This is a genomic window from Aeromonas sp. (assembly GCF_051657805.1).
In the GTDB taxonomy this organism is placed as follows: Bacteria; Pseudomonadota; Gammaproteobacteria; order Enterobacterales; family Aeromonadaceae; genus Aeromonas.
This window is the reverse complement of the sequence record NZ_JBOFLJ010000010.1, coordinates 26875-53306: the sequence shown is the minus strand read 5'-3', so window position 1 is coordinate 53306 and position 26432 is coordinate 26875. Positions and strand designations below refer to the sequence as shown.

Here is a 26432-nt window from a genome sequence, read left to right as displayed (position 1 = left end):
GGTTTCCTATGCACCCACGACCCCCGCGCCGCCTACTGACACTGTCCCGCCTCGCTCTGCCCTGGCTGGCGGCCATATTGGCATTCCCGCTCTCTGCCGCTCCCGCCTATGTCACCATAGGCACGGGGGCCCTCAATGGCGTCTACTACCCCACCGGGGGGGCTATCTGCCGGCTGCTCAACGAGAACAGCGGGCAGCACGGGGTGCACTGCACGGTGCAGAGCACCTCTGGCTCCCTCGCCAACCTGGCGGATCTCGCCAAGGGCGAGGTCCAGCTCGCCCTGGTCCAGTCGGATGTGCTCTATCACGCTGTCCACGGCACTGGCCCCTTCACGGGGCAGGCCCCCGACGAGACGCTGCGCAGCCTGTTCCGGCTCCATCAGGAGTCCCTGACCCTGCTGGCCAGCGCCACCAGCAACATCAACACCCTGGCCGACATCGAGGGCAAGCGGGTGGATCTCGGTGCCCCCGACTCCGGGGACAGGGTCACCAGCCGGGCGCTGCTGGAGGCCATGGGCTGGCAGGAGAGCAGCTTCGCGCCGCCCCCTGCGGCCGCCCCGGGCAACCGACTGGAGGGGCTGTGCAACGGCACCCTGGATGCCGCCCTGCTGGTCGCCGGCCACCCCAATCAGGGGATAGGGGATCTGACCGGTCGCTGCAAGGCACGCCTCATTCCCATCGAAGGGGAACAGATAGACAGGCTGCTCAAGCAGTACCCCTATTATCAGCGCAGCCGCATCGGCGCCAACCTCTATCCCGGCCAGACCGGCGGGGTCAACACCTTCGCCGTGACCGCAGAACTCGTGGCCGAGGCCAGCCTGCCCGAGGAGACGGTGCGCACGGTGCGCGACGTGCTCACCAGCAACCTCAAGCAGTTCACCCGCTTGCACCCGGCCCTGACCACCCTCACCCCGGAGTCCATGCAGGCGGGGGCCATGATCCCGCTCCACCCGGGCATGCAGGATGCTCCGCCGGCCCCGACCCTGGCCCCGGAGTCCCTGACTCCATCAGGCGAAGCGACCACGGCTGCGTCCGCGGCCGTCCCGACGGGCGAGCCCCAGGCCCCCTCACCGGAAGGCTCTCCCGCCACCGCCCATGAGCAGGCAGCCGGAGCCACCCTGCCCGCGGCATCGGGGGCGACAGGCACGGACCCCGACGCGGCCAAGGTACTGGAAGGGGCCGCCGTGGGTCAGGCACCGCTGACCGATGGGAACCTGGCTTCCCCCTCGGCGGCCCAGGGTACAGGGCAAGAGGCGCCACCGGCACTGCCTGCTGTCCCTTCATCTGCAGAGGCGGCCCCCGCAACGCCAACGCTTGCCTCCCCCGCCAGTGGTGCCGCCATCAGCCCGGAGCACAACGCACCCGCCCAATGATCCAGACCCATAACGCAAAAAGGCCACCCGAAGGTGGCCTTTTTCATGGCGGGCTCACTCCCGGGGTTCCGGCGCCAGCTCAGGTCCCTGTATCGCCTCCTCCACCCAGTGCAGCAGCTGCTTGATGGCCCGGGACAACACCTGATTCTGGCGTACCACGTAGCCCAAGCTGGTACCGGGAAAGTCGGTCAGCCGGGTGACCGGGGCACTCAGCTTGAGGCGGGGGTGGAGGGAGAAGTCCGGCACTATGGCCACACCGAATCCCGCCTCCGCCCAGTCCAGCTGGGCGTCCACGCTGCCCACCTCCATGATGCGGCAACTCGGCAGCCCCAGCAGGGGCAGTGAGGGGTCGATCAGCGCCCGGGTACGGGTGTCGTGGCCCAGCAGGATGAGGGTGGGCTCGTCCTGAGGGTCGCTCTCACCGGCCTGGCTGCGGGCCTGCCAACGCGCTAGCCCATGCCCAAGGGCGCACCAGGTCACCTGCTGCAGCTCTGTGTAGGAGAGCGGCTCGCTGTGCTTTTGCGCCATCACGAAGCCGAGATCCGCCCGCCCCATCTTGACCAGCTCGGCGGCCTGATCCGAGGTGGTGTTGAACAGGGTGAGGTCGATGCCGGGGAAGGTCTGCTTGAAGCGCTGGAACGGCTGGATCAGCAGGAGCCGCGACAATATGTCGCTGGCGGCGATGGCGAGCGTCCCCTGACTGTGCTGGTTGAGGGCGTTGAGGTCGGACTGGCACAACTGCAGCTCGTTGATGGCGCGCTCGGCACTTTGCAGCAACCGCTCCCCCGCCTGGGTGAGGCGAAAGGGACTGCGCTCGATGAGCTTGACCCGAGTCGCCTGCTCCAAGTTCTTGAGGTGCAGGCTGACATTGGGCTGGGTCATATGCAGCTCGGTGGCGGTCTGGCCGAAGTGCCGCAGGCGGGCCAGGGTGACGAAGGTATTCAACCAGTGGATGTCCAGCATGGGTCGCTCTCGCTCGCCGTTGACGCTAGATGACGCGTCGTGACGGGGGTTGCCGATAAAGTGACCGATATTATATGCCTTCCTTATTGGAACTATAAAGATAATTAATTTTTCTAATCCACCCCAGGCTCCTAGGATGAACGCCTAACGTCTTAGGAGAATGAGTCATGTCGTCTATCGTAGTCGTAGGTGCTAACTGGGGTGATGAAGGCAAGGGCCGCATCGTCGATTATCTGGCAGGTGAGTCCGCCGCCAGCATCCGCTTCCAGGGCGGCAACAACGCCGGCCACACCGTGGTCAACGATCTCGGCACCTTCAAGCTGCACCAGTTGCCGAGCGGCGTCTTCAACCCGGATTGCCTGGTCGTACTCGGCCCTGGCATGGTCATCAGCCCGGAGCCCCTCACTAAGGAGCTGGCCGAAGTGAAGGCCGCCGGCGTGACTCCCAAGCTCGCCATCTCCGATCGCGCCACCTTCTGCCTGCCGATCCACGCGCTGGAAGATACCCTGGAAGAAGTGCGTCTGGGCGACGGCGCCTACGGCTCCACCCGTCAGGGCATTGCCCCGGCTTACGGTGATCGGGTCATGAAAAAGGCGATCCTGGTCGGCTGGCTGAAACAGCCGGACGTGCTGGTCGAGCGCATCCAATTCTTCCTCGACTGGAAACTGCCGCAGCTGAAAGCCCTCTACCCGAGCTTCGAGTTCAAGCAGACCGCCCAGGAGATGGCCGACTGGCTGCTGGAAGTGTCCGCCTCCTGGCGCGATGCCATCTGCAACGTCAGCGAGCCCCTCAAGGCGATCCAGGCCCAGAACGGTACCCTGTTGTTCGAAGCCCAGCTGGGTGCCGGCCGTGACCTCATCTACGGCGAATACCCCTGGGTGACCTCCTCCCACGTCTCCGGCGCCTACGCCGGCATCGGTGGCGGCCTGCCGGCCCTGCGCCCGGAGCGCGTCATCGCCGTGGCCAAGGCATTCAGTACCTCTGTCGGTACCGGCACCCTGATCACCGCCATGGAGAATCAGGAAGAGTTCCGCAAGTTTGCCAACGAGTTCGGCGCCACAACCGGCCGTCCCCGTGACATCGGCTACTTCGATGCGGTCGCCACCAAGCAGGGTCTGGAGATCCAGGCCGCCAACGAGATCGCCCTGACCAAGCTGGACTGCCTCTCCGGCATGCCGGATCTGAAGATCTGCGTGGCCTACGAAGGGGCTCACACCGAGAACCCGATCTGGCCGCAGACCGCCGGTCTCAAGCCGGTGTACGAGTCCATGGAAGCCTGGAGCGAAGACATCTCCCACATCCGCAAGTTCGAAGACCTGCCCAAGGCTGCCCAGCACTATGTGCTGCGTATCGAAGCCCTGCTGGGTGTGCCTGTGCCCATGGTCTCCGTCGGCCCGGGTCGCGATCAGATGATCCTGCGCTAAGCAGCAGGATCTGCTCGCAGCAAGGTGTCAGAACCGGCCTCCTCGAGGCCGGTTTTTTTATGGGCGTTCGGCCCGCTCATCGACCCTCTTTCCCCTCATCCCGCCAATATACAGATCGGCTCAGCATTGGCCTCTTATGGCACAAGGTTGAGCCTTTCTGTGAATATCTGCTCGGCCCCCCTCGCTACACTGGTCCCTCATCCATCGAGGAGCACCACCATGAAGATTGCCACCCGATCCACCCTGGCAGCCCTGCTGTGCGCCGCCGCCCTGCCCGCCGGCGCCATGACCCTGAGCAGCACCGACATCCACGAAGGTCAGTTGATGGACAAATCCTTCAGCTTCAACGGCTTCGGCTGCAAGGGGGAGAACCGCTCACCCCAGCTGAGCTGGCGGGATCTGCCCGCCGGCACCCAGAGCCTGGCCGTCACCGCCTATGATCCCGATGCCCCCACCGGCAGCGGCTGGTGGCACTGGCTGGTGGTCAACCTGCCCGCCAGCCAGAGCTCCCTGACCAGCAACGCCTCCGGCACGCTCAAGCAGGGGCTGGAGCTTGGCACCGACTTCGGCAGCCAGGGCTATGGCGGCCCCTGTCCCCCCGCCGGTCACGGCATGCACCGCTACCAGTTCACCGTCTGGGCCCTGCCCCAGGCCCTGGATGTCAAGGCGGACACCCCGCCCGCCATGGTAGGCTACATGCTCAACGCCATGGCGCTCGGCAAGGCGACCCTGACCGCCACCTTCTTCACCCCCAAGGAGTAAGCCGATGAGCACCCCCTTGTTGCAGCAGAGCCGTTATCGCGGGATCCGCCAGCAGCCCCTGCACAGGGTGCTCATCTATGCGCCGACCGTCATCTGGGTGCAGCAGGGGCACAAGCAGCTATGGTGGCAGGATCGGCGCCTCTCCTTTGACAAGGAGAGCTGGCTGCTGATCCCCGCCGGCCACCAGCTCACCTTCGTCAACCAGCCGGAGCAGGGCAAGTTCAGCTCCCACGCCCTGACCCTGCTGGCCCCGCCACCGGCGAAGTGGCTGGCGGATACCGGCACACCCCTCCCCCCGGATCCCAGGCAGGAGGTCACCCCCGGGCTCGCTTATTGCCACGAGCTCATCTGCGCCATGGGGGAGCGTCGCCTCAGTCGCGCCACCGAGATCCAGCTGCTGCACGGCTTCTACGCGGAGCTTCAGGCAGAAGGGGCCCTTGGCCTGCTGTTTCCCGCCGGCACCATGACGCTCGGGGAACGGCTGGCCCGTTTTCTCAGCGTGGAGCCCGGCGCCGATCACAGCCTGGAGGGGCTGGCCCCCCATTTTTCCATGAGCCGCGCCTCCCTCGTACGCAAGCTGGCCGCCGAGGGGCGCAGCTTCCGGCAGTTGCTGACCCAGGTACGCATGAGCCATGCCCTCACCCTGCTGCAGCGGGGACTGAGCCCGCTGGAGGCCGCCCTCGCCTGCGGCTACGATGCTCCCAGCCGCTTCGCCGCCCGCTTCAAGCAGGAGTTCGGAATGACGCCCCATCAGTACCTGCGCACCTGCCCCAGGCCCGAGTCACCACAAAAAGTAAATAGTTACTAAAAATAACTTGGATGTAACCCCGTGTAACCGGGTGACGCACCTCACATATCCCCGCCGCCATTGTGTGACACAGCTCCAATCTTTCCCGTTCTCTTGCCATACAATGGCATCCGCAAACGCTTTCACTAAAAACAAAATAAAAAAACACCTTCCTTAACCTACAAGATCGCAATTGGAGCGAGATATGTTTCGTAAAAATTTACTCCCCATCGCCCTCGGCGTCGCCCTGTTTGGCCTCACCGCCTGCAACGGCAATGATTCCAGCACCCCGACCACAGCCACCCCGACCCTGGCGAGCCAGTATCAGGATGTGATCGATCGCAGCGGCACCCCGCTCCAGTTCCGAGACTTTGACAGCTACTCCAACCTCAAATACAACCCGCTGCTGGATCTCGGCGCCTGGCACGGCTTCCTGCTGCCCGCCGGCGAGAACGAATGGGGCGGCTTCACCGGCCCCATGGTGATCGCAGAGGAGTACAGCCTCTTCTTCGCCAGCGAATTGGACAAGCTGACCCTGAGCGATGAGCGCGGTCGCCAATACCCGCTCACCGCCGCCAGCAAGCACGACATCCACGCCATCCCGGGGGCACTCATCCAGCGCTTCGAGTTCGAGCCCTTCACCCTGGAGCTGGAGCTGCGCTACGGCGATGCCCGCACGGCGCTGGTGCGTACCCGCCTCATCAACAACCAGGACGCGCCGCTCACCTTGAATCTCAGCTGGCAGGGCGAGCTGCTCCAGCAGTGGGACGCCAAGAAGACGGTGGCCGAGCAGTACCCGGACTGGACTCGCACCATCAGCCAAAACGAGCAAGGCATAGAATTCCAGTTCGGCGAGCTGCGCAGCACCTGGAACATGATGCAGAGCGGCAGCGCCCGCTATCGCATCGATCGCACCCTGCCGACCCGTACCACGCTGGATGAGAAGGAACTCGGCTATGTGAGCGAGGCTAGCCTCACCCTGGCCGCCAAGGGCCAGCAGGATGTGTATACCCTGCAGAGCTATGTGCACTCGAGCGATGAGGCGAGCCGCTTCGAGCCGAGCCGCCAGGCCCTCCTGGCCAATCCCGCCGGCTATTTCGACAACTCCATCCGCCGCTGGGAGGGCTATCTGGAGCGCGGTCTCTCCAATCAGGGGATAAGCGAATCCGAGCGGCGCATCGCGGTCAAGGCGATGGAGACCCTCAACGGCAACTGGCGCTCCCCGGCAGGCAACATACTCCACGACGGGGTGACCCCGTCCAACACCGCCCGCTGGTTCGACGGTGTCTGGGCCTGGGACAGCTGGAAGCACGCCTACGCCATGGCTCACTTCAACCCCGAGGTAGCCAAGAACAACGTGCGCGCCATGTATGACTACCAAATTCAGCCCAATGATCCTGTGCGCCCCCAGGACGCCGGCATGGTCATCGATGCCGTCTTCTACAACAAGCTCTCCGATCGGGGCGGTGATGGCGGCAACTGGAACGAGCGGGACACCAAGCCGCCTCTCTCCGCCTGGGCCATCTGGGAAATTTACAGCGCGACCAAGGACAAGGCCTTCATCGCCGAGATGTATCCCAAACTCCAGGCCTACCACGACTGGTGGTACCGAGCGCGGGACAACAACCGCAACGGCATCATCGAGTACGGCGCCACCCGCCACGTCGAGCACAACGACGAGTTCGGCAATATCACCTTCAAGGTGCAGTACGCGAACGGCGTACCGCCAGCTATCAGCATGAGCACCTGCACCGCCGAGGGGGATGACTGGTACGCCTGCGCGGGCATGCCGCTCTACCAGCAGGTACTGAGCGTCGGTGGCTACAGCGACATGGATATTGGTGCCCAGCACGGGGCCGGCTGGGAGTCCGGCATGGACAACGCCGCCCGCTTCGGCTTTATCGAACAGGATCAGCTCAAGCGCTACGCCGACAAGACCTATGGCGGGGATCTGGCCCGTGCACGCCAGGACTGGAACGTCGCCTTCTTCGAGAACCACGAGGACGACGGCAGCCTCATCGGCTTCTCCATCGATCAGGAGTCGGTGGAGCTCAACGCCTTCCTCGCCAAGGAGAAGCGCATCCTAGCGGACATGGCCGGCTTGCTCGGCAAGCCGGACGAGGCGAGCCGCTATCGCGAGGGCGCGACCCAGCTCGCCAGTTACATCAACACCTGCCTGTTCGATGAGGCCTCCGGCTTCTATTACGATCGCCAGATCCACCAGGGGGACGTGGCGGACGCCAACGGCTGCGTCGGCAAGCTGCTGACCGCCCGTGGCCGCGGCCCGGAAGGCTGGAGCCCGCTCTGGGCCGAGGTAGCGGACAAGGAGAAGGCGGCGCGGGTACGCGAGGTGATGCTGAGCAGTAACGAGTTCAACACCAAGGTGCCGCTCGGCACGGCGGCCCTGACCAACCCCGCCTATGACCCCAACATCTACTGGCGCGGCCGGGTCTGGCTGGATCAGTTCTACTTCGGGGTGAAGGGGCTGGAGAACTACGGCTATCGCAACGATGCCCAGGCGCTGGTCAACAAGCTGTTTGCCAACGCCGAGGGGCTGGCGGGCAGCGGCCCCATCCGCGAGAACTACAACCCGGAGACCGGCGCCATGCAGGGGGCCAGCAACTTCAGCTGGAGCTCGGCCCACCTCTATATGCTCTATCGCAACTTCCTGAAGAAAGAGGGCTAATCCCCAGCGGCAATGAGCCAACAAAAAGGCCTCCAGATGGAGGCCTTCTTTATCAGGAGGGTCGTCCTTACTTGACGGTGACCCGGGCAAACTTGCGCTTGCCGACCTGATAGACGGCGGTACCGGCACCGATAAGCGCCTTGCCATCGTCCAGCTTGTCGCCGTCAACTTTGACCGCGCCCTGCTTGATCATGCGCAGCGCCTCCGAGGTGGTCTCCACCAGGCCGGCATCCTTGAGCAGGTTGGCGATCGGCAGGCCTTCCCCTTCCAGGGCCAGCTCAACCTCCGGCATCTCGTCCGGGATGGCGTTCTTGGAGAAGCGCTGGGTGAAGTCTTCGTGGGCCGCCTCGGCCGCCGCCTCGTCGTGATAGCGGGTGATGATCTCTTTGGCCAGCCAGATCTTCACGTCGCGCGGGTTGAGGGTACCGGCAGCGATGCCGGCCTTGAAGCCGTCGATCTCGGTCAGCGGGCGGAAGGAGAGCAGCTCGTAGTAGTTCCACATCAGATCGTCGGTGATGGACATGATCTTGCCGAACATCTCGCCCGGGGCATCGTGCACGCCTATGTAGTTGGCGGCGGACTTGGACATCTTCTTGACGCCGTCCAGACCCACCAGCAGCGGCATCATCAGCACGCACTGGGTGGCCATGCCGGCGTCTTTTTGCAGCTCGCGGCCCATCAGCAGGTTGAACTTCTGATCGGTACCGCCGAGCTCCACGTCCGCCTTCAGCGCGACCGAGTCATAGCCTTGCAGCAGCGGGTAGAGGAATTCGTGAATGGCGATGGACTGGCCGCCGGAGTAGCGCTTCTTGAAGTCGTCGCGCTCCATCATGCGGGCCACTGTCTGCTTGGCCGCCAGCTTGATCATGCCGGTCGCGCCGAGCTCGCTCAGCCAGGTGGAGTTGTACTCGATGCGGGTCTTCGCGGGATCCAGAATCTTGAACGCCTGCTCCGCATAGGTGAGGGCGTTGTGCTTGATGGCCTCTTCGGAGAGCGGCGGACGGGTGGCGTTCTTGCCGGAGGGATCCCCCACCATGGCGGTGAAGTCGCCGATCAGCAGGATGATCTCGTGCCCCAGATCCTGGAAGGTCTTCAGCTTGTTGAGGATCACGGTGTGGCCGAGGTGAATGTCGGGAGCCGTCGGGTCCATCCCCAGCTTGATGCGCAGCGGGCGCCCTTCCTTCAACTTGGCGACCAGTTCTTCTTCCACCAGAATTTCTTCCGCTCCGCGCTTGATCTCGGCTAGCGCCACCTCGAGCTGGGACATTTTTTGACTCTCCAATCACGATTCCACAGGGCCAAACATATTACTGGAATGGCGGGCCAATTGGAAAGGCTGTAAAATCCGACACTCTTTCTCTTCTCGACTCGTCCGCCTCGATGATTATTTGGAACGCCTTCAACTCTCTTCCTACCTGGCACCGCAAGATGGTGCTGATCCTGAGCATCATGGTGATGATGCTGGCGGCCTGGCCAAGCGAACAGGCGGTGGCCACCCGGGTCAATGACGACCAACCCCTCGCCGATGCCTCCCCCCTCGATGACGGTGAGGCCCAGCCCCAAGCCCTGGCGCAGCAGAGCGCCAAGCCGAGCTATGTCACCAGACAGGTGAAGGTGCGTGCCGGCGACAACATGCAGGTCATCTTCCAGCGCCTCGGCCTCAGCGCCAGCGATCTCTACCTCATCGCCCAGTTGGAAGAGACCAACCCGCTGCGCACCCTGCAGCCGGGTCAGGAGCTCACCTTCAAGCTCACCAAGGGCGGCGATCTGCAGAGCCTCTATTACCCCCACAGCCTGGAGCAGGCCCTGAAAGTCAGCCGCAAGTCCGAAGGCTTCGTCGCCAGACCGGTCAAGCTGGAGCTCGACACCCGCGAGCAGGTCGCCAAGGGCGAGATCCGCTCCAGCTTCTGGGGCGCCGCCGCCGAGGCCGGCATGACGGAGGATCAGATCATGGACCTCGCCGCCATCTTCGGCTGGGACATCGACTTTGCCCAGGACTTGCAGCCGGGGGACAGCTTCCGGGTGGTCTATCAGGACAAGTATCAGGACGACGAGCGGGTCGCCTCCGGCGACATTCTGGCCGCCGAGTTCATCAACCAGGGTGCCATCTACCGCGCCGTGCTGAACGACGACGGCAACTACTACACGCCGGAGGGCAAGGCGATGCGCAAGAGCTTCCTGCGCGCGCCGGTCAACTTCAAATACATCAGCTCCAACTTCAACCCGCGCCGCCTGCACCCGGTCACCGGCAAGGTGCGTCCCCACAACGGCATCGACTATGTGGCGCCGGTGGGCACCCCCATCATGGCGGCGGGCGGCGGCAGCGTGGTGGCGGCCGGTTACAACCAGTTCAACGGCAACTACGTCTTCATCAAGCACGCCGGCAACTTTGTGACCAAGTACCTGCACCTCTCCAAGCGCACGGTGAACAAGGGCCAGCGGGTCAAGCAGGGCCAGACCATAGGTCTCCTGGGCGGCACCGGCCGAGTCACCGGGCCCCATCTGCACTATGAATTCGTGGTAGGGGGCGTACACAAGAACCCGCGAACCCTGGATCTGCCCCAGGCGGAGACCCTGACCGGGCGGGAGCTGGCCAGCTTCAGGGCCCAGGCCAGGCCCCAGCTAGCCAAGCTCGACGGCAACGAGCTGCAGTTGGCGCAGCATAAACAGGACAGTGGCGGCATCTAACCCGCCACCAGGGAGTGTGGGATGAAAGAGCGCTATATCGGATTGATGTCGGGGACCAGCCTGGATGGCATAGACGCCGTGCTGATCGAAGCGGACGGGGATGCGCTGCGGGTCGAGGCAGCCCTCTGCCACCCCTGGCCGAGCGATACCGCCCGCGAGCTGCATGCCCTCTGCACCCCGGGTGAGAACGAGATCGACCGCCTAGGCGTCGCCGACAACCTGGTGGCGCGGGAGTTTGCCGCCGCCACCCAGGCGTTGCTCGCCAAGGCCGGGCTTGGCCCCGCCGACATTCGCGCCATCGGCTCCCACGGTCAGACCATCCGCCATCGCCCCCACCTTAATTTCACCCTGCAGATAGGCAACGCAGCCCTGCTGGCGGCCCTGACCGGCATCGACGTGATCAGCGACTTTCGCACCATGGACATGGCCCTCGGTGGCCAGGGGGCGCCGCTGGTGCCCGCCTTCCATCAGGCCCTGTTCGCCAAACCGGACGCCCTGCGGGTGGTGTTGAACCTCGGCGGCATCGCCAATATCTCTGTGCTGCCGGGCCACTCAGATGGGGTTTATGGCTTCGACACCGGTCCCGCCAACACCCTGCTCGACGGTTGGTATCGCCGCCATCACCCCCAGGGGGGCGACTACGATGCGGGCGGCAACTGGGCTACCAGCGGCACCCTCGTCCCTGAACTGCTTGCCAAGCTGCTGGCCCACCCCTACTTCGCCGCCCCCTGGCCCAAGAGCACCGGGCGGGAGATGTTTACCCTCGAGTGGCTGGACGGTGAGCTGGCAAGCGACGCCTATGCCCCGGTGGATGTGCAGCGCACCCTGCAGGCGCTGACCTGCCACAGCATAGCCCGCCAATTGCCTGCGCTGGACAAGGCCCATGGTCAGGCCGAGCTCTTCGCCTGCGGTGGCGGCGCCCATAATCTCCCCCTGCTGGCGGAACTCGCCGCCCTGCTGCCCCGGTGGCGCCTCGCCAGCACGGCAGAGCTCGGGCTCGCCCCCGACTGGGTGGAAGGGGCCGCCTTTGCCTGGCTGGCTGCGCGCTTCATCCACCGCCAGCCGGGCAACCTGCCCGCGGTCACAGGTGCAAGCCGCCCCGCGGTATTGGGCGCCCTCTATCCTGCCTGAGCAATATTTGCCTCTGCCTCAATAAGGGGGGCGCAGAGCCCTCCCTATTCTCTCAACGCCAGTGCCAGCCGTCCTGCCATTGATTTCTCGGCAAGTGGATCGGCCGCCTCTCCGAGCCGCATCACCTGATGATCCCGGTTTGAGCAAATTCGCCGCACAGCTCGCCAATCTGGCTCAGGCCACCACCTTCTCCCTGTCACCCGCCCGCAGCAGGCTCTGACGACCGAGCCAATAGCCCTGCAGATAGCCGGATTCCAGCTTGGAGAGATCCTGGGTAAAGCGGGAGACCGGAAAATCGGTCGGCGGCGCTATCACCTCGATCTCGCAATCGGCGGGGGGATGGGCGATGAAGTCGAGGGCACGGTTGTAGGAGCGATCCCGCTCCAGCATGGCCTGCGCCAGTGCCGGCTGGGTTTTCAGCAGCGCCTTCACCATCCAGCAGAATTTGGGGGGCTTCTTGCGATAGCCATAGGGCTCGGATAACACCACAGTCATCCTACGCACACCGCGGCGATAGGCCTCTATCACAGGGATGGAGTCGCTGATCCCCCCATCGGCCATGGGGCGGCCATCGACGCAGGGAGTGCCGTGCTGCACCACAGGCAGCGCGCAGGTGGCGGTCAGTACCTGGTCCATATTATCGGGTCGTACCCTCAGGTAGGCGGCGGCCCCCGTGTTCACGTCGGTGGCGACCGCATAGAAGGCGATATCGCGGGCGCAGAAGGTCTCGAGATCCAGCGGGAAGCGATGGCGACTGGTGTGCCAGAGCCAGCCGATGTCCACCAGATCCCCCCCTTTCACGAAGCGCAGGGGATCGAGGAAGTCGCTGCTGCAGGCCAGCTCTGTGATGATGTGGTGGTTGCGGCGCGGCTGCTCGCTCAGGTAGGAGACCAGATTGGTGGCGCCTGCCGACACCCCCATGACCAGATCAAAGGGGTAGTAACGGCTTTCGACGAAGGCATCGAGTACGCCGCTGGCAAAGATGCCGCGCATCGCGCCGCCCTCGACAATCAGGGCGGCAGAGTGGGAACTGAACATGGCAAGGCTCCGTCAGCGGTAATGGGCGCAGGGACTGGCCCTGCCCAGTGATGGACGCCTTTATGCAGAACACCAAGACGCCGCAGCGGGGCGGCTCAGGTAAGCTGTTGACGAGGAGAGACCAGGCCGCTGCCAACCCGAGAACCTGAAGCAGGTCACAGTATATGAAGCGCAACAACCTTCCAAAAATGAATTTAAATAATAAAAAACATGCAATTTTGGAATGATTTATGGCGCAGGTGCTTGGCTAACGAGCCTTATCAGCCAAGCTGGCCCGCGAGGCTCAGGCCCGGTCTGAAGGTCATTGAGGGTGCACAGCGAGCATGGCTGGCGGCCAATCCCCCGGCACGGACTGCGGCCCAGAACCCTGGCCGCCCATACGCTCCGCCGCTCACCCTCTGATGATGCCCTTGAGCTCCATCGCCTGCGTTTTGAAAAGCCCGTAGTCAACGGCATGGCGGCTCCTGGCCACCGTGATCCACTGCACGCCGGTTTCATCCGCGTGGGCAAACTCGATGCGAAACTCATATTTCGCGCAGGACAGCAGCCCCATCAAGGCCCCCGCCAGGAAAGCGACCATGGGCAGAAAGAGCACGATCAGCAGACTGCTGGCCTGCTCTTCAGAGGGCATGAAATAGAAGAGCGCGCTGGAGGTCACCAGGCCCAGCAAGACCATCCTCAGCAGATGATCCCTCCATCCGAGGACCTTGACCTGTACATCGGTAATCTTGTTCAGGTCGTAGGTGTCGTCGTTGATCTGCAGTCTTCTGTCCGACTGCCGGATTGAAATCGCACAAGCCATTGAATGTTTCATCCCGCTGGAAAGCGTGGTAAGGGGAATTGCCGCCACGACAGATCCGTACGATCCGGAGCGGCGCTTCATTGATACGTATCGATGCGGCTGAAGGCTGCCGGGTTCTCCGGACGGATGCCGAGCCAGGCATCAACACCCATACGGGTCGCACGTGACGAATGGTACCGGATGGCACTAAATGACAAAGGGGAATGCAGAAGAAAGGCGAGGTCGATCACCTTCCGCACCGCGACCACCGCATATGGGGAGTAAGTCCGACACCACAGGTGGCCGAGAGGCAGATGCCTGAGGACCTCAGCTCCTGCCATAGGGAGGCTGCACCCCATCGGGTGCCATCACTAAGCGCAAGGGATGGCTATGGTGGCGAGCCCATCATCGAGCCAAGGGGTTGGCTGACAAGGAGTACAAGGTGCAGGGGTAGTGAGGGCCGATGCTATCGCTGCACCGGCCCTTCTCAACTCCCCCAGCCCTGGCTAGAAGGCCCACCTCAGGAAGCGGCTCACCTGCCGCTTGACCGGTGCACACAGGGGGGGCTTGGGGGGCACCAGGTTGATCTGGGAGCGGCCGACCCTGGCCTCACAGCGCTGCAAGATCTGCAGGTAATGGGGATGGTGGCGCTGGATAAACAGGGAGACCTGATAGGCCCAGGGTTTGGGTACGCCCCAGAGGGTGCTGGCGATGGCGCCGATGATGCAGAAGAAGGCGGGTTCGCGCAGCCCCATCCTGATGCCATTCTCCAGCGCCTCCCTGAGGGATCCCGAATGGGCGATGCAGGTCATGATATTGACCATGAAGGCCACGTAGTCCTCCTCTCCCCCGCCGCCGACCCGGGCCACCAGCTCGGACTCGGGTTTGTAGCCGAACTGATGGCCTATGTTCTCCAGCACCGCATTGCGCTGTCGGATCACCTTGGCGTAGAACATCAGCATGGCGGTGCAATCGAGCACCTGGCAGAGCACATCGTGATGAGGATGGGTCTTGGTGGGACGCGGTGTGGTCAGCAGCGCTATCTCCTCCGAGATGGCGATCAGGCCGATGGGCACCGCCGTGCTGATGAAGGAGAGATCGACGGACAACTCCAGATCCTGGCTGCTCTCCATCTGGGCGATGACCACGTGCTCCGCAAACAGGCGGCGCTGGCGTTCGATGAAGGCCCCGTAGACCAGATCCCTGAACTTCTTCTGGGGATAGGGGGTATCGAGCAGAGTCTCTATGGTCATGATGGCGGCGCCGGCGCGGCCACGCAGCTGATAATCCGGCGCCAGGGGGAAGTGTTTGCCAAGACGGGGGGGCGGCCTGAAGGTACAGGTTCGACAGTACATATCACCCAATATATAGCCCAGCATAAATCCTCCAACAGTCAGCTCATGATGATCACGGGCGCCGCCTCTGGAGAGTCTCTTGCCTGTGCGTCCAGTCCCCCAACGGGGTGCCAGCGGCACAGTTAATCTTATGATTAATAACAGATTCAAAAAGCGACTCCCCTCCCATTCGAGCCACTTATTAACTTTTTAATCAAAAACTGTGAGCTGGATGGCCCCTGGTCCGCTTCCGGCATCCATATCCCCGGAACAGATCAGTGACCCTGTCTTGGCGGGGAGCAGCGCCGCAGGAGGCGCGCTAGAAAATAGGCCGCCGCGAGCAAGAGACTGAAGGTTAGCCACTGCCCCGGGATCAGCCACAGATACCCACTGCCAACACTGGAACTGGTGGAATATAGGAGATGCAAAACCTCAATCACTCGATAGTCAGTTCCATGAAGAGGCTGTTGGGGTCGGGCTTGTACTCCCCAAACGGCTCGCAATCCACGAAGCCGTGCTTGCGATAGAGGGCATGGGCCGGGGTGAAGAAGGCCATGGCACCCGTCTCCAGCTTCAGGGTGCGATAGCCCCGCCCCCGCGCTATGGTGATGAGGTGCTGCAAGATGGCCGAGCCCACTCCCCTGCCCCTGGCGGCGCCGTGCACCCGCATGGATTTGATCTCCCCGCCATCGGGGGTCAGCTCCTTGATGGCGCCGCAACCCACCAGGGTCTGCTCGTCGTAGGCGGACCAGAAGGTGATGGCCGGTGCCTTGAGCCCCTCGAGATCCAGCGCATGCTTGCTCTCCGGCGGCGAGACGGCACGCATGTCATCCAGGTGAGCCTGCAGGAAGGCGGCTATCTCGGGGCCGTCTAGGCGGTCGATGACTATCTCCATTTGGGCGATCTCCTTGAAAAGGGGTAGCAAGGGCTCCGGTGGCCGGCGCCGGCCCCCTGGAGTCAGCCCTTATTGATACGCCATCGAGCACGCCAGATCCAGTCAGCACAATTGCCCTTCCCGAGGGAACACTCGCCCGGGTAGCTATTCCGTTCCTATCCTGGGCAATATCAAACCGGCCGGAAAATATATGCCATAAGGGACGACGAATATCGAGGGCTGACGGGGCATGAAGAGAGCCATCATTCAGAAGCGGTGAATCATATTTCATGGCATATATCGATAAAGGCGGAATCAAGAACCGCTAGCATATTTTTAGCCGGCGAGATAGCCCCTCCTTTTAGCCAAGATTGCATATTCACTCACAATAAAATCCATTTTCTGCAAGATGGCGCATAATGTTAACCCTTTATTCACACTCCGCCTTGCCCCAGCCTCGGTGAAAGGCCTGTCCCGGCGGCCTTGTCACGAGAAAAGTGCTGTTTGAATCGTCTTTTGCCCGCCTTTATCGTGAATCTAAGTGCAATTTGGCGATATTTCAGAGCATTGAGCCATCTCATAGAAATGAGATCCCGGTTTGCATCGCGGCCAAAGGCGCTCCTAGAATCCTCCCGTCTGAAATAATCCAAACCATACCCCAGTTATCCAATCCCTCTGCCTGGTGGATTGCCGCAATAACCGAGGAGAGGTTGTCGTTGATGGTTGTTCATCGAAACGGGCTCGCCAGTATGCCAGGCGACCCTGAGTGGCAGCCATTCGGCAACCCCTGGTCAGGACCCTACCTATATCAATAATGAATATTTAGAAGAGGAACATCCTATGAGTGGCACCATTATCAAGGCGGCAAGAAATACCGAACTCGCTCCCCAGCAGCTGGGTCCCTACACCCAGACTGTGGCCTTCTCTCACTACAACAATATCTCCGCTCAGCTGCCCGTCGATCCCAAGACCGGCAAGATGATCGGTGGTGATATCAAGGATCAGGCCAGACAGTGCCTCACCAATATCAAAGCCATCGTCGAGAGCATCGGCCATGTGATGGACGACACTGTGAAAGTCACCGTCTTCCTCAAGGAGATCGCCGATCTGGACGCGGTCAATGCCGTGTATGCGGAATTCTTCCCGAGCTATGTGCCGACCCGCACCGTGCTCGCCGTGGCCGCCCTGCCGATGAATGCCCTGGTACAGATGGACGCCATCATCTCCAACGGGGAAGGCACCTTCCCCCAAGATCCCTGCCCCCTGGTCAAACTCGCCCGTAACAGCGACAAGGCACCGCGCAGCGCCCTCTCCACCCAGACCGTCGCCTTCTCTCACTACAACAATATCGGCGCCCAGCTGCCCATCGATATGGCATCGGGTAAGCTGGTCGAGGGTGGCATCAAGGCGCAGGCGGCCCAGTGCCTGGCCCATATCAAGGCCGTGCTTGAAGGCATCGACGTGCCGTTCGACGACATCGTCAAGGTCACCGTCTATCTGCAGAACCTCGCGGATCTCGAGGTGGTCGACGAGGTCTACCGCACCTTCTTCCCGGACTCCGCCATCGCCCGCGCCGTCGCCTATCTGCCGGCCCGCTCGGTGATCGCCGCCGCCGCCCTGCCCATGGGCGCCCTGGTGCAGATGGATGCGGTCATCTCCCACGGTGACGGCACCCCGCCGCAACTGGTGGAAGACAGACACAACCTGGTGATCCGCGCCCGCAACACCGACAAGGCGCCGCGCAGTTCCCTGCACACCCAGACCGTCGCCTTCTCTCACTACAACCATATCGCGGGCCAGCTGCCGCTGGATATGGCCACCGGCAAGGTGCTGACCGGCTGCATCCGTGAGCAGACTGCCCAGTGCCTCAGTCATATCAAGGCCATCGTCGAGAGCATCAACCATGTGATGGACGACATCGTCAAGGTCAATATCCAGGTGAAGAACATCGAGGATCTGGAGGCGGTCAACGCCATCTATACCCAGTACTTCCCGAGCTACCACCCCGCCCGCACCGTGATTGGCGTAAGCGAGCTGCCCGCCGGTGCCCTGGTGCAAATGGATGCCGTGATGTCCAATGCGGAAAGCACCCCGCCGCAGGTTTAAGAGATTGTTTTAGCAATAAAGAGACACCGGCTTAGGCCGGTGTCTCTTTACATAAATTGAAGCAGCATTACTTCTTAAAATCATCATATAAAACAAGTTAGCATCCGACTTAGTTGTGCCATTTCTTTAGCGTCACGAAAGCTAGGTCACTCTTCACCAATCCAAAAAGTGAATAATCTACGTTAAAAAATCATGGCGCGTCGATGCAATGCAAAGTGTTTTGGACGATGCGTTTTGTTTTCGTGTCGTATTCAAACTTCAAAAATCTATCCCAACTTTCCACTTTTGAATTGTCTCCGTATGACCAAGTGCATTGCTTAACACTTGCTCCATCACAGTCTAGTCTTCCCCTCCCTTGCTCTTGAAGAGACCATGCTAGATAAGATGTGATGAAGTCACCGACTAATGTTACATCGCCACCGCCGACATCACGATTATATGTTCCACCTGTCAATTCACAGGCCACAGACTCTTCAGGAATATGCATTTCTGAAATCTCCATTAGTGCTTGGAAGATCTCATGAGCATCAGGCGAGATTGGTTGATCACGCACTGGCATTCTGGCCAACAGAAAGCCAATAATAATACCGCAGCCCAGAATGCACCCGGTACAAAGGGCTATAGGAATAGGCTTCATGGTATCCACCGTATGTAATACGTCTTCTCAATACTCGACATGCCGTAGCCATGATTTCCCATATCCAAAACCGCTTAGGAATTTTATATGTTTATCCACTACGAACGGATGTGAAAAACGAATCGTATCTTGGAAAAAGCCATGTTACACCACTTAGCTTTCAATGTTTTCCCTATTGTCAAAAAACATTTAGTGACACCAAAAATGAGAAGTTAACATTGCCTTGAAAAGGTTAAATCATTCAGCCTTTTTCATTCAATCACTTTCCTTCAACCAATAAAAAACGCCCCCCATCTTACGATGGAGGGCGTTTTATCGTTCTGGCTATTGGGTCAAATTGACCCAACGGTCAGGAATTACAGGGATTCAGCGGTCGCAACCACGTTTTCCACGGTAAAGCCGAATTCCTTGAACAGCAGCTCGGCCGGTGCGGACTCACCGAAGGTGTGCATGCCGATGATCTTGCCGTTCAGGCCCACGTACTTATACCAGTAGTCGGCGATGCCCGCTTCGATGGCGACGCGCTTGGTCACGGAGGACGGCAGCACGGATTCCTTGTACTCGGCGGATTGGGCGTCGAACACGTCGGTGGCCGGCAGGGAGACCACGCGCACGGCACGGCCCTTGGCGGTCAGCTCAACGTAGGCAGCCACGGCCAGCTCCACTTCGGAACCGGTGGCGATCAGGATGATCTCCGGGGTACCGGCACAATCCTTCAGCACATAACCACCCTTGGCGACGTCGGCCAGCTGCTGAGCAGTCCGGTCCATCTGGGCCAGGTTCTGACGGGAGAAGATCAGGGAAGTCGGGCCGTCGGTGCGCTCGATGGCGTGCTTCCAGGCGATGGCGGATTCCACCTGATCGCACGGACGCCAGGTGCTCATGTTCGGGGTCAGACGCAGGGAGGCGATCTGCTCGACCGGCTGGTGAGTCGGGCCATCTTCACCCAGACCGATGGAGTCGTGGGTGTAAACGAAGATGGCGCGCTGCTTCATCAGGGCGGCCATGCGCAGGGCGTTGCGAGCGTATTCCATGAACATCAGGAAGGTCGCGCCGTAAGGAATGAAGCCACCGTGCAGGGCGATGCCGTTCATGATGGCGGACATGCCGAACTCACGCACACCGTAGTGGATGTAGTTGCCGGAGGCGTCGTCGTTGGTCAGGGACTTAGAACCGGACCACATGGTCAGGTTGGACGGCGCCAGATCCGCGGAGCCGCCCATGAACTCGGGCAGCAGCTTGCCGAAGGCTTCCAGCGCATTCTGGGACGCTTTACGGGTGGCGATCTTGGCCGGGTTCGCCTGCAGGGCTTCGATGATCTTGGCGGATTCTGCGGCCCAGTTGGCCGGCAGCTCGCCAGTGGTGCGACGCTTGAACTCGGCAGCCAGGGTCGGGTGCGCGGCTTCATAGGCGGCAAACTTGGCAGCCCAGTCGGCTTCCAGCTTGGTGCCTTTCTCCTGGGCATTCCACTCGGCGGCGATGTCAGACGGGATGACGAACGGCGCGTGGTCCCACTTCAGGAAGGCACGGGCGGCGGCGATCTCGTCGTTGCCGAGCGGTGAGCCGTGGCAATCGTGGGAGCCAGACTTGTTCGGGGAACCGTAGCCGATGATGGTGCGGCAGCAGATCAGGGTCGGCTTGCCGGTCTCGGCCTTGGCGGCTTCGATGGCGGCATTGATGGCTTCCGGGCTGTGACCGTCCACGGCCGGGATGACGTGCCAGCCGTAGGCTTCGAAGCGCTTGGGGGTGTCATCGGTGAACCAGCCTTCGACGTGACCGTCGATGGAGATGCCGTTGTCATCCCAGAAGGCAATCAGCTTGCCGAGCTGCAGGGTACCGGCCAGGGAGCAAGCCTCGTGGGAGATACCTTCCATCAGGCAGCCGTCGCCCATGAAGGCGTAGGTGTAGTGGTCGACGATGTCGTGACCCGGCTGGTTGAACTGCTCGGCCATGGCCTTCTCGGCGATCGCCATGCCCACGGCATTGGTGATGCCCTGACCCAGCGGGCCAGTGGTGGTTTCGATGCCAGGAGCATAACCATACTCCGGGTGACCCGGGGTGCGAGAGTGCAGTTGGCGGAAGTTCTTCAGGTCATCGATGGAGAGATCGTAACCGGAGAGGTGCAGCAGGGAGTACAGCAGCATGGAGCCGTGGCCGTTGGAGAGGATGAAACGGTCGCGGTCGGCCCACTTGGGGTTGTTCGGGTTGTGCTTGAGGTGGCCGCGCCACAGCACTTCGGCGATGTCTGCCATTCCCATGGGGGCGCCCGGGTGACCGGAGTTGGCTTTTTGAACGGCATCCATACTCAATGCGCGAATGGCATTGGCAAGCTCTTTACGAGAAGGCATCTGTATCTCCTGCGATTGCTTCATTTGATGGCCAAGAATAAGGCGCGTTATTGTCCCAGCAGGGGGCGTGGCGTGCAAATGTTATCTGGGCGAATAAAGCCGCTTTGGGAGCACAATCGCTTTTCTTGGACAGGAAAACGATTCAATTCGGCCCTCCCCTCACCCCAAATGGGGTAGATGCCGACTCGGGCGGCGCCAAACCAAAATAGTGCTGGCAATCACCCATGGGGCTAATTAAAATAGACGTCCAGATGTAGATACCTCTACAGTCATCCTGTCATTATCCGGTTATGGCCGCGGCGATAACCCCACACGATTGAGAACCAAACATGGCAAAGCTGTTTACTTCCGAGTCGGTCTCCGAAGGCCATCCCGATAAAATCGCCGACCAGATCTCCGATGCGGTCCTGGACGCCATCCTGGTACAGGACACCAAGGCGCGCGTCGCCTGCGAGACCCTGGTCAAGACCGGCATGGTGATGGTCGCCGGTGAAGTGACCACCTCTGCCTGGGTCGATATCGAGCAGATCGTGCGCGATACCGTGCGCGAGATCGGTTACACCCACTCCGACATGGGCTTCGACGCCGACTCCTGCGCCGTGCTGAACGCCATCGGCAAGCAGTCCCCGGACATCAACCAGGGCGTCGACCGTACCGATCCGTACGAGCAGGGCGCCGGTGACCAGGGCCTGATGTTCGGCTACGCCACCAACGAAACCGACGTGCTGATGCCAGCCCCCATCACCTACTCCCACCTGCTGGTAAAACGCCAGGCCGAAGTGCGCAAGAACGGCACCCTGCCGTGGCTGCGCCCGGATGCCAAGAGCCAGCTGACCTTCGCCTACGACAACGAAGGCAAGATCCTGGGTGTGGATGCCGTGGTGCTCTCCACTCAGCATTGCGACTCCGTCAGCCACAGCGACCTGGTGGAAGCGGTTCGCGAGGAGATCATCAAGCCGGTGCTGCCGACCGAGTGGATCACCAAGGACACCAAGTACTTCATCAACCCGACCGGCCGTTTCGTCATCGGCGGCCCCATGGGTGACTGCGGTCTGACCGGTCGCAAGATCATCGTCGACACCTACGGCGGCATGGCCCGTCACGGTGGTGGCGCCTTCTCCGGCAAGGATCCGTCCAAGGTGGACCGCTCCGCCGCCTACGCCGCCCGCTACGTGGCCAAGAACATAGTCGCCGCCGGCCTGGCGGATCGCTGTGAAGTGCAGGTCTCCTACGCCATCGGCGTGGCCGAGCCCACCTCCATCAGCGTCGAAACCTTCGGCACCGGCAAGGTCGCCGAGGAGCTGCTGGTCAAGCTGGTGCGCGAGTTCTTCGAGCTGCGCCCCTACGGCCTGATCGAGATGCTGGATCTCAAGCGTCCCATCTACCAGGCGACCGCCGCCTATGGCCACTTCGGTCGCGACGAGTTCCCCTGGGAGAAGACCGACAAGGCCGCCCTGCTGCGCGACGCCGCCGGTCTGTAATGTCCCAAGGCATGTGCCTGTGATAAAAGGGGAGCCTGGCTCCCCTTTTGCTTATCCGCCGACCGACAGGATTGCCCATGACGGCCCTCCCCTCTCCCTCTGCCCTGCTCACCGAGCGGGTCGAGGCCTGTTTCTCGCAGGCCGAGGCACGACTCGGTCGCGCCTTCCCGCGCCCGCGCATCCAGCTGAACATGCGTGGCCGGGCAGCGGGATCGGCGAGGCTGCAAACCTGGGAGCTGCGCTTCAACCCCGCGCTCTATGAGGCCAATCAGCAGGCCTTCATGGAGGAGGTGGTGCCCCACGAGGTGGCACACCTGCTGGTCTATGCCCTCTGGGGCGAGGGGCGCGGCAGGAACCGGGTGCTGCCCCATGGCCGCCAGTGGCAGTCGGTGATGCGGGAGGTGTTCAACCTCGAACCCAGAACCACCCACAGCTTCGATCTCGCCGTGCTGGGGGAGCGCACCCAGCCCTATGCCTGCGACTGCCAGCAACATCGGCTCTCCATTCGTCGTCACAACAAGGTGATGCGCGGGGAGGCCCGCTACCACTGCCGCCGCTGTCGCCAGCCTCTGGTGCATCAACCGGATACGGATTGAGTCAGGTTATGGCGCCAGCCTGTGGTAGGGTGCCCGACGTCGTTTCATCGTTTCATTTTCAAGGATCCCCATGTCTCGCCCCCAGTTCGCTTATCCCCTGCTCTCCCTCGGCCTGACCCTGCTGATCAGTGTCCCGCTCCAGGCCCAGGAGGCCCAGACCTTCCGCGCCGCCAAGCAGGATCTCGTCAAGCTCTATCAGAGCCACCCCACCACCTTCTACTGCGGCTGCAACATCAAGTTCAACGGCAAGAAAATGGCCCCGGACTGGGAGAGCTGTGGCTACCTGCCCCGCAAACAGGCCAATCGCGCCGCCCGCATCGAGTGGGAGCACGTGGTGCCCGCCTGGGAATTCGGCCACCAGCTGCAGTGCTGGCAGGAAGGGGGTCGCAAGAACTGCGGCAAGAGCGCCGAGTTCAACAAGATGGAGGGAGACATGCACAACCTCTTCCCCGCCATCGGCGAGGTGAACGGCGATCGCGCGAACTACCGCTTCTCCGACTGGAACGGCAAGCCGAACCAGTACGGCAAGTGCCAGATGCTGGTGGACTTCAAGGATCAGCGGGTGCAGCCCCCCAAGGGGCCGGTACGTGGCCAGATCGCCCGCGCCTACCTCTACATGGGGGAACAGTACGGGCTGCGCCTGGCGGCGCAACAGCGTAAACTGTTCGAGGCCTGGGACAGGCAGTACCCGGCGGATCGCTGGGAGTGCGAGCGCAACCGCCGCATCGGCAAGCTGCAGGGCAATACCAACCCCTTCATTGAAAAGCAGTGCCAGTAGCCCAATCTATGAAAGAAGGGATTTAACATCCCTTCCCTTGAGCAAGAGACAGAATTCATCCATGCGCATTCCACGTATCTATGAGCCGGCCTCCCTGCAGGTCGGCCAGACCCTGGCTCTGTCGGAAGACGGCGCCAACCACATCGGCCGGGTGCTGCGCATGCAGCCGGGCCAGCAGCTCGAGCTGTTCAACGGCGATGGCAACCAGTACCCCGCCACCATAGCGAGCGTCGGCAAGAAGTCGGTGGAAGTGCACATCGACAGTTGTGATGCCCAGTCGGTGGAGTCGCCGCTCGCCATCCACCTCGGCCAGGTCATCAGCCGCGGCGACAAGATGGACTTCACCATCCAGAAATCCGTGGAGCTCGGCGTCACCTGCATCACCCCGCTCTTCTCCGAGCGCTGCGGCGTCAAGCTGCCGGCGGATCGGCTGGAGAAGAAGCGCGAGCAGTGGCAGAAGGTGGTGATCAGCGCCTGCGAGCAGTGCGGTCGCAATACCGTGCCCGAGGTGCGCATGCCCATGGAGCTGGATGCCTGGCTGGCGGAAGAGACCAAGGAGCTCAAGCTCAATCTGCACCCCCGCGCCGAGTACAGTATCAACACTCTGCCGGTGCCGGAACACGGCGTGCGCCTGCTGATAGGCCCGGAAGGGGGCTTGTCCAGCGACGAGATCGCCCGTACCGTGCAGGAAGATTTCAAGGAGATGTTGCTCGGGCCCAGGGTGCTGCGTACCGAAACCGCCGCCCTGACCGCCATCACGGCGCTCCAGTGCCGCTTTGGCGATCTGGCCTGACACCTGTCCAACGCCTTGCTACGAGACCCTGAACAAGGCCTCTGCGCCGTTCGCGGCCTCTCGCGGCAGACCTTGAACAAGTTCTGATAATCTCAACCCTATCGAGCCACAGAAGGAATTTCGGATGACCATCAAACTCGGCATCGTGATGGACCCCATCTCGGCCATCAACATCAAGAAAGACTCCAGCTTCGCCATGCTCGAAGAGGCGCAGAAGCGCGGCTACGAGCTCTTCTACCTGGAGATGTCGGATCTCTACATGGAGGCGGGTCGCGCCTTCGGCACCATGCGCCCCCTCAAGGTGCAGTACGACTACGCCAACTGGTTCGAACTGGGTGAGGTTGTCGATCAGCCCCTCTCCACCCTGGACGTGATCCTGATGCGCAAGGATCCGCCGTTTGACACCGAATTCATCTACGCCACCTATATGCTGGAGCGAGCCGAGGATGAGGGCACCCTCATCGTCAACAAGCCCCAGAGCCTGCGCGACGCCAACGAGAAGCTCTACACCGCCTGGTTTGCCGAGCACACCCCCACCACCCTCGTCACTCGCAGAGCCGACAAGCTTCGCGCCTTCCACGCCGAGCACAAGGACGTGATCCTCAAACCCCTGGACGGCATGGGCGGCGCCTCCATCTTCCGCATGAAGGCGGACGATGCCAACATCGGTGTGATCATCGAGACCCTCACCGAGCACGGCAGCCAGTACTGCATGGCCCAGACCTATCTGCCCGCCATCAAGGACGGTGACAAGCGGGTACTGGTGGTGGACGGAGAACCCGTGCCCTATTGCCTGGCCCGCATCCCGGCCCAGGGGGAGACCCGCGGCAACCTGGCGGCCGGTGGCCGCGGCGAGGCGCGCCCCTTGAGCGAGGCGGACTGGGCCATCGCCCGCGCGGTGGGTCCGACCCTGAAGGAGAAAGGCCTCATCTTCGTCGGCCTCGACATCATCGGCGATCGGCTGACTGAGATTAACGTCACCAGCCCCACCTGCATCCGCGAGATCGAAGCGGCCTTCGACGTCTCCATCACCGGCATGCTGATGGACGCCATCGAGCGGCGTCTGGGGCGCTGACAGCCCTATGGGTCGGCTCCTGCCTCTTATCTGGCGGCACCGACTCGGTAGCCAAGTACCACAGGGGCCCTCGCGGCCCCTGTGGTTTTTGCGCCAGGGCTCCCGCCGCCTTCCGGACTTGTGTCCCAAGCCGTGAAAAAGCGGTTTTGCCCGCCGTCCCTAACTGCCATAATCACCCCAAATACCTTTGCACTATTTGATGTCTATGCAAACACTGCAAAATCACTATCTGCTCGCCATGCCGAGCCTGACGGACGCCTACTTCGAGCGCTCTCTTGTCTATCTGTGCGAGCACAGCAGCGAGGGGGCCATGGGGCTGGTGGTCAATATCCCGGTCGACATGTCCCTGGATGCCATGCTGGCCAAGCTCAAGCTCAATCCCCCCGACACCGCCCAGATGAAGCAGCCGGTGCTGCAGGGTGGCCCGGTCCACGCGGATCGCGGCTTCGTGCTGCACAGCTTCCGCCCAGGGTTCAACTCCACCCTGCAGGTGAGCGACGAGATGATGGTCACCACCTCCAAGGACATTCTGGAGACACTCGGCACCGACGAGGCCCCCAGCCACTGGCTGGTGGCGCTCGGCTACGCCGGCTGGAGCGCGGGCCAGCTCGAGCAGGAGCTGGTGGACGGTGCCTGGCTGGTGATCCCCCCCAACGCGGATCTGGTGTTCAACACCCCCATTCACCAGCGTTGGCAACAGGCCGCCGCCAGCATAGGGGTCAACCCCTTGCACCTCTCCAGCCAGGTGGGACACAGCTGATGCGGTTCAACACCACT

22 protein-coding genes are annotated in these 26432 nt (G+C 62.0%); 14 read left to right on the top strand and 8 right to left on the bottom strand.

The window, feature by feature from the left end; genetic code table 11:
- The first annotated feature begins 8 nt into the window (after positions 1-8).
- Positions 9-1373: a TAXI family TRAP transporter solute-binding subunit gene (locus ACRCYW_RS02950; RefSeq protein WP_438548691.1), complete on the top strand. Its 1365-nt coding sequence runs from the start codon at positions 9-11 to the stop codon at positions 1371-1373.
- Between the two features lie 54 nt (positions 1374-1427).
- Here the strand turns inward: ACRCYW_RS02950 and ACRCYW_RS02945 are convergent, their stop codons facing one another.
- Positions 1428-2336 carry a LysR family transcriptional regulator gene (locus tag ACRCYW_RS02945; protein ID WP_438548690.1) on the bottom strand — a complete coding sequence of 303 codons (909 nt, stop codon included), beginning with the start codon at positions 2334-2336 and terminating at the stop codon, positions 1428-1430.
- Positions 2337-2503: 167 nt separating this feature from the next.
- On the opposite strand from ACRCYW_RS02945, the gene ACRCYW_RS02940 reads away from it, so the two are divergent.
- The 4 genes from ACRCYW_RS02940 to ygjK all read left to right on the top strand — a co-directional run bounded on the left by ACRCYW_RS02940 (position 2504) and on the right by ygjK (position 7995).
- On the top strand, positions 2504-3760 hold the full coding sequence (locus ACRCYW_RS02940) for an adenylosuccinate synthetase (RefSeq protein WP_349918911.1): 1257 nt from the start codon (positions 2504-2506) through the stop codon (positions 3758-3760).
- Between the two features lie 219 nt (positions 3761-3979).
- On the top strand, positions 3980-4522 hold the full coding sequence (locus ACRCYW_RS02935; RefSeq protein WP_438548689.1) for a YbhB/YbcL family Raf kinase inhibitor-like protein: 543 nt from the start codon (positions 3980-3982) through the stop codon (positions 4520-4522).
- Positions 4523-4526: 4 nt separating this feature from the next.
- Positions 4527-5330 carry a helix-turn-helix transcriptional regulator gene (locus ACRCYW_RS02930; RefSeq protein ID WP_438548688.1) on the top strand — a complete coding sequence of 268 codons (804 nt, stop codon included), beginning with the start codon at positions 4527-4529 and terminating at the stop codon, positions 5328-5330.
- A 184-nt stretch (positions 5331-5514) separates the two neighbouring features.
- Positions 5515-7995, top strand: a complete 2481-nt coding sequence (gene ygjK / locus ACRCYW_RS02925; protein WP_438548687.1) for an alpha-glucosidase — start codon at positions 5515-5517, stop codon at positions 7993-7995.
- A 67-nt stretch (positions 7996-8062) separates the two neighbouring features.
- On the opposite strand, the gene tyrS is transcribed toward ygjK, so the two are convergent.
- The gene (tyrS, locus tag ACRCYW_RS02920; RefSeq protein ID WP_438548686.1) at positions 8063-9262 is read right to left on the bottom strand and encodes a tyrosine--tRNA ligase; all 1200 of its coding nucleotides are present in this window, start codon (positions 9260-9262) and stop codon (positions 8063-8065) included.
- A 113-nt stretch (positions 9263-9375) separates the two neighbouring features.
- On the opposite strand from tyrS, the gene ACRCYW_RS02915 reads away from it, so the two are divergent.
- Together ACRCYW_RS02915 and ACRCYW_RS02910 are read left to right on the top strand one after the other, a co-directional pair.
- Positions 9376-10683 (top strand): peptidoglycan DD-metalloendopeptidase family protein, encoded by a 1308-nt coding sequence (locus tag ACRCYW_RS02915; RefSeq protein WP_438548685.1) that lies wholly within the window; start codon positions 9376-9378, stop codon positions 10681-10683.
- 21 nt (positions 10684-10704) lie between these two features.
- Positions 10705-11814, top strand: a complete 1110-nt coding sequence (locus ACRCYW_RS02910; protein ID WP_438548684.1) for an anhydro-N-acetylmuramic acid kinase — start codon at positions 10705-10707, stop codon at positions 11812-11814.
- 174 nt (positions 11815-11988) lie between these two features.
- On the opposite strand, the gene ACRCYW_RS02905 is transcribed toward ACRCYW_RS02910, so the two are convergent.
- The 4 genes from ACRCYW_RS02905 to ACRCYW_RS02890 form a co-directional block, all read right to left on the bottom strand.
- The gene (locus ACRCYW_RS02905) at positions 11989-12852 is read right to left on the bottom strand and encodes a patatin-like phospholipase family protein (RefSeq protein WP_438548683.1); all 864 of its coding nucleotides are present in this window, start codon (positions 12850-12852) and stop codon (positions 11989-11991) included.
- A gap of 391 nt (positions 12853-13243) precedes the next feature.
- Positions 13244-13702 (bottom strand): hypothetical protein, encoded by a 459-nt coding sequence (locus tag ACRCYW_RS02900; protein WP_438548682.1) that lies wholly within the window; start codon positions 13700-13702, stop codon positions 13244-13246.
- Positions 13703-14139: 437 nt separating this feature from the next.
- Positions 14140-15012, bottom strand: a complete 873-nt coding sequence (locus ACRCYW_RS02895; RefSeq protein ID WP_438548681.1) for a hypothetical protein — start codon at positions 15010-15012, stop codon at positions 14140-14142.
- A 391-nt stretch (positions 15013-15403) separates the two neighbouring features.
- A complete protein-coding gene (locus tag ACRCYW_RS02890; RefSeq protein WP_438548680.1) occupies positions 15404-15862 on the bottom strand; it encodes a GNAT family N-acetyltransferase in 459 nt (152 codons plus the stop codon).
- Positions 15863-16681: 819 nt separating this feature from the next.
- Here ACRCYW_RS02890 and ACRCYW_RS02885 point away from each other — a divergent pair.
- Positions 16682-17947, top strand: coding sequence for a Rid family detoxifying hydrolase (locus tag ACRCYW_RS02885; RefSeq protein WP_438548679.1), 1266 nt, complete (start codon positions 16682-16684; stop codon positions 17945-17947).
- Positions 17948-18137: 190 nt separating this feature from the next.
- Here the strand turns inward: ACRCYW_RS02885 and ACRCYW_RS02880 are convergent, their stop codons facing one another.
- Entirely contained in the window at positions 18138-18584 is a 447-nt protein-coding gene (locus ACRCYW_RS02880) for a hypothetical protein (protein ID WP_438548678.1), read from the bottom strand.
- 356 nt (positions 18585-18940) lie between these two features.
- Positions 18941-20932 carry a transketolase gene (tkt, locus tag ACRCYW_RS02875; RefSeq protein ID WP_434663503.1) on the bottom strand — a complete coding sequence of 664 codons (1992 nt, stop codon included), beginning with the start codon at positions 20930-20932 and terminating at the stop codon, positions 18941-18943.
- 329 nt (positions 20933-21261) lie between these two features.
- Between tkt and metK the strand changes: the two genes are divergently transcribed.
- The 6 genes from metK (at position 21262) to ACRCYW_RS02845 (ending at position 26415) form a co-directional block, all read left to right on the top strand.
- Complete coding sequence (metK, locus tag ACRCYW_RS02870) at positions 21262-22413, top strand: methionine adenosyltransferase (RefSeq protein ID WP_438548677.1); 1152 nt, start codon at positions 21262-21264, stop codon at positions 22411-22413.
- Between the two features lie 77 nt (positions 22414-22490).
- On the top strand, positions 22491-23009 hold the full coding sequence (locus tag ACRCYW_RS02865) for a SprT family zinc-dependent metalloprotease (protein WP_438548676.1): 519 nt from the start codon (positions 22491-22493) through the stop codon (positions 23007-23009).
- Between the two features lie 70 nt (positions 23010-23079).
- Positions 23080-23787, top strand: coding sequence for an endonuclease (locus tag ACRCYW_RS02860; RefSeq protein ID WP_438548675.1), 708 nt, complete (start codon positions 23080-23082; stop codon positions 23785-23787).
- Positions 23788-23848: 61 nt separating this feature from the next.
- Complete coding sequence (gene rsmE, locus ACRCYW_RS02855) at positions 23849-24580, top strand: 16S rRNA (uracil(1498)-N(3))-methyltransferase (protein WP_438548674.1); 732 nt, start codon at positions 23849-23851, stop codon at positions 24578-24580.
- 124 nt (positions 24581-24704) lie between these two features.
- Positions 24705-25655, top strand: coding sequence for a glutathione synthase (gshB, locus tag ACRCYW_RS02850; protein WP_438548673.1), 951 nt, complete (start codon positions 24705-24707; stop codon positions 25653-25655).
- A 205-nt stretch (positions 25656-25860) separates the two neighbouring features.
- Positions 25861-26415, top strand: coding sequence for a YqgE/AlgH family protein (locus ACRCYW_RS02845; protein WP_438548672.1), 555 nt, complete (start codon positions 25861-25863; stop codon positions 26413-26415).
- Positions 26416-26432: the final 17 nt, after the last annotated feature.

Coding starts and splice junctions, on each gene's coding strand:
- ACRCYW_RS02950 (WP_438548691.1), top strand. CDS start 9: ATGCACCCACGACCCCCGCGCCGCCTACTGACACTGTCCCGCCTCGCT.
- ACRCYW_RS02945 (WP_438548690.1), bottom strand. CDS start 2,336: ATGCTGGACATCCACTGGTTGAATACCTTCGTCACCCTGGCCCGCCTG.
- ACRCYW_RS02940 (WP_349918911.1), top strand. CDS start 2,504: ATGTCGTCTATCGTAGTCGTAGGTGCTAACTGGGGTGATGAAGGCAAG.
- ACRCYW_RS02935 (WP_438548689.1), top strand. CDS start 3,980: ATGAAGATTGCCACCCGATCCACCCTGGCAGCCCTGCTGTGCGCCGCC.
- ACRCYW_RS02930 (WP_438548688.1), top strand. CDS start 4,527: ATGAGCACCCCCTTGTTGCAGCAGAGCCGTTATCGCGGGATCCGCCAG.
- ygjK (WP_438548687.1), top strand. CDS start 5,515: ATGTTTCGTAAAAATTTACTCCCCATCGCCCTCGGCGTCGCCCTGTTT.
- tyrS (WP_438548686.1), bottom strand. CDS start 9,262: ATGTCCCAGCTCGAGGTGGCGCTAGCCGAGATCAAGCGCGGAGCGGAA.
- ACRCYW_RS02915 (WP_438548685.1), top strand. CDS start 9,376: ATGATTATTTGGAACGCCTTCAACTCTCTTCCTACCTGGCACCGCAAG.
- ACRCYW_RS02910 (WP_438548684.1), top strand. CDS start 10,705: ATGAAAGAGCGCTATATCGGATTGATGTCGGGGACCAGCCTGGATGGC.
- ACRCYW_RS02905 (WP_438548683.1), bottom strand. CDS start 12,852: ATGTTCAGTTCCCACTCTGCCGCCCTGATTGTCGAGGGCGGCGCGATG.
- ACRCYW_RS02895 (WP_438548681.1), bottom strand. CDS start 15,012: ATGCTGGGCTATATATTGGGTGATATGTACTGTCGAACCTGTACCTTC.
- ACRCYW_RS02890 (WP_438548680.1), bottom strand. CDS start 15,862: ATGGAGATAGTCATCGACCGCCTAGACGGCCCCGAGATAGCCGCCTTC.
- ACRCYW_RS02885 (WP_438548679.1), top strand. CDS start 16,682: ATGAGTGGCACCATTATCAAGGCGGCAAGAAATACCGAACTCGCTCCC.
- ACRCYW_RS02880 (WP_438548678.1), bottom strand. CDS start 18,584: ATGAAGCCTATTCCTATAGCCCTTTGTACCGGGTGCATTCTGGGCTGC.
- tkt (WP_434663503.1), bottom strand. CDS start 20,932: ATGCCTTCTCGTAAAGAGCTTGCCAATGCCATTCGCGCATTGAGTATG.
- metK (WP_438548677.1), top strand. CDS start 21,262: ATGGCAAAGCTGTTTACTTCCGAGTCGGTCTCCGAAGGCCATCCCGAT.
- ACRCYW_RS02865 (WP_438548676.1), top strand. CDS start 22,491: ATGACGGCCCTCCCCTCTCCCTCTGCCCTGCTCACCGAGCGGGTCGAG.
- ACRCYW_RS02860 (WP_438548675.1), top strand. CDS start 23,080: ATGTCTCGCCCCCAGTTCGCTTATCCCCTGCTCTCCCTCGGCCTGACC.
- rsmE (WP_438548674.1), top strand. CDS start 23,849: ATGCGCATTCCACGTATCTATGAGCCGGCCTCCCTGCAGGTCGGCCAG.
- gshB (WP_438548673.1), top strand. CDS start 24,705: ATGACCATCAAACTCGGCATCGTGATGGACCCCATCTCGGCCATCAAC.
- ACRCYW_RS02845 (WP_438548672.1), top strand. CDS start 25,861: ATGCAAACACTGCAAAATCACTATCTGCTCGCCATGCCGAGCCTGACG.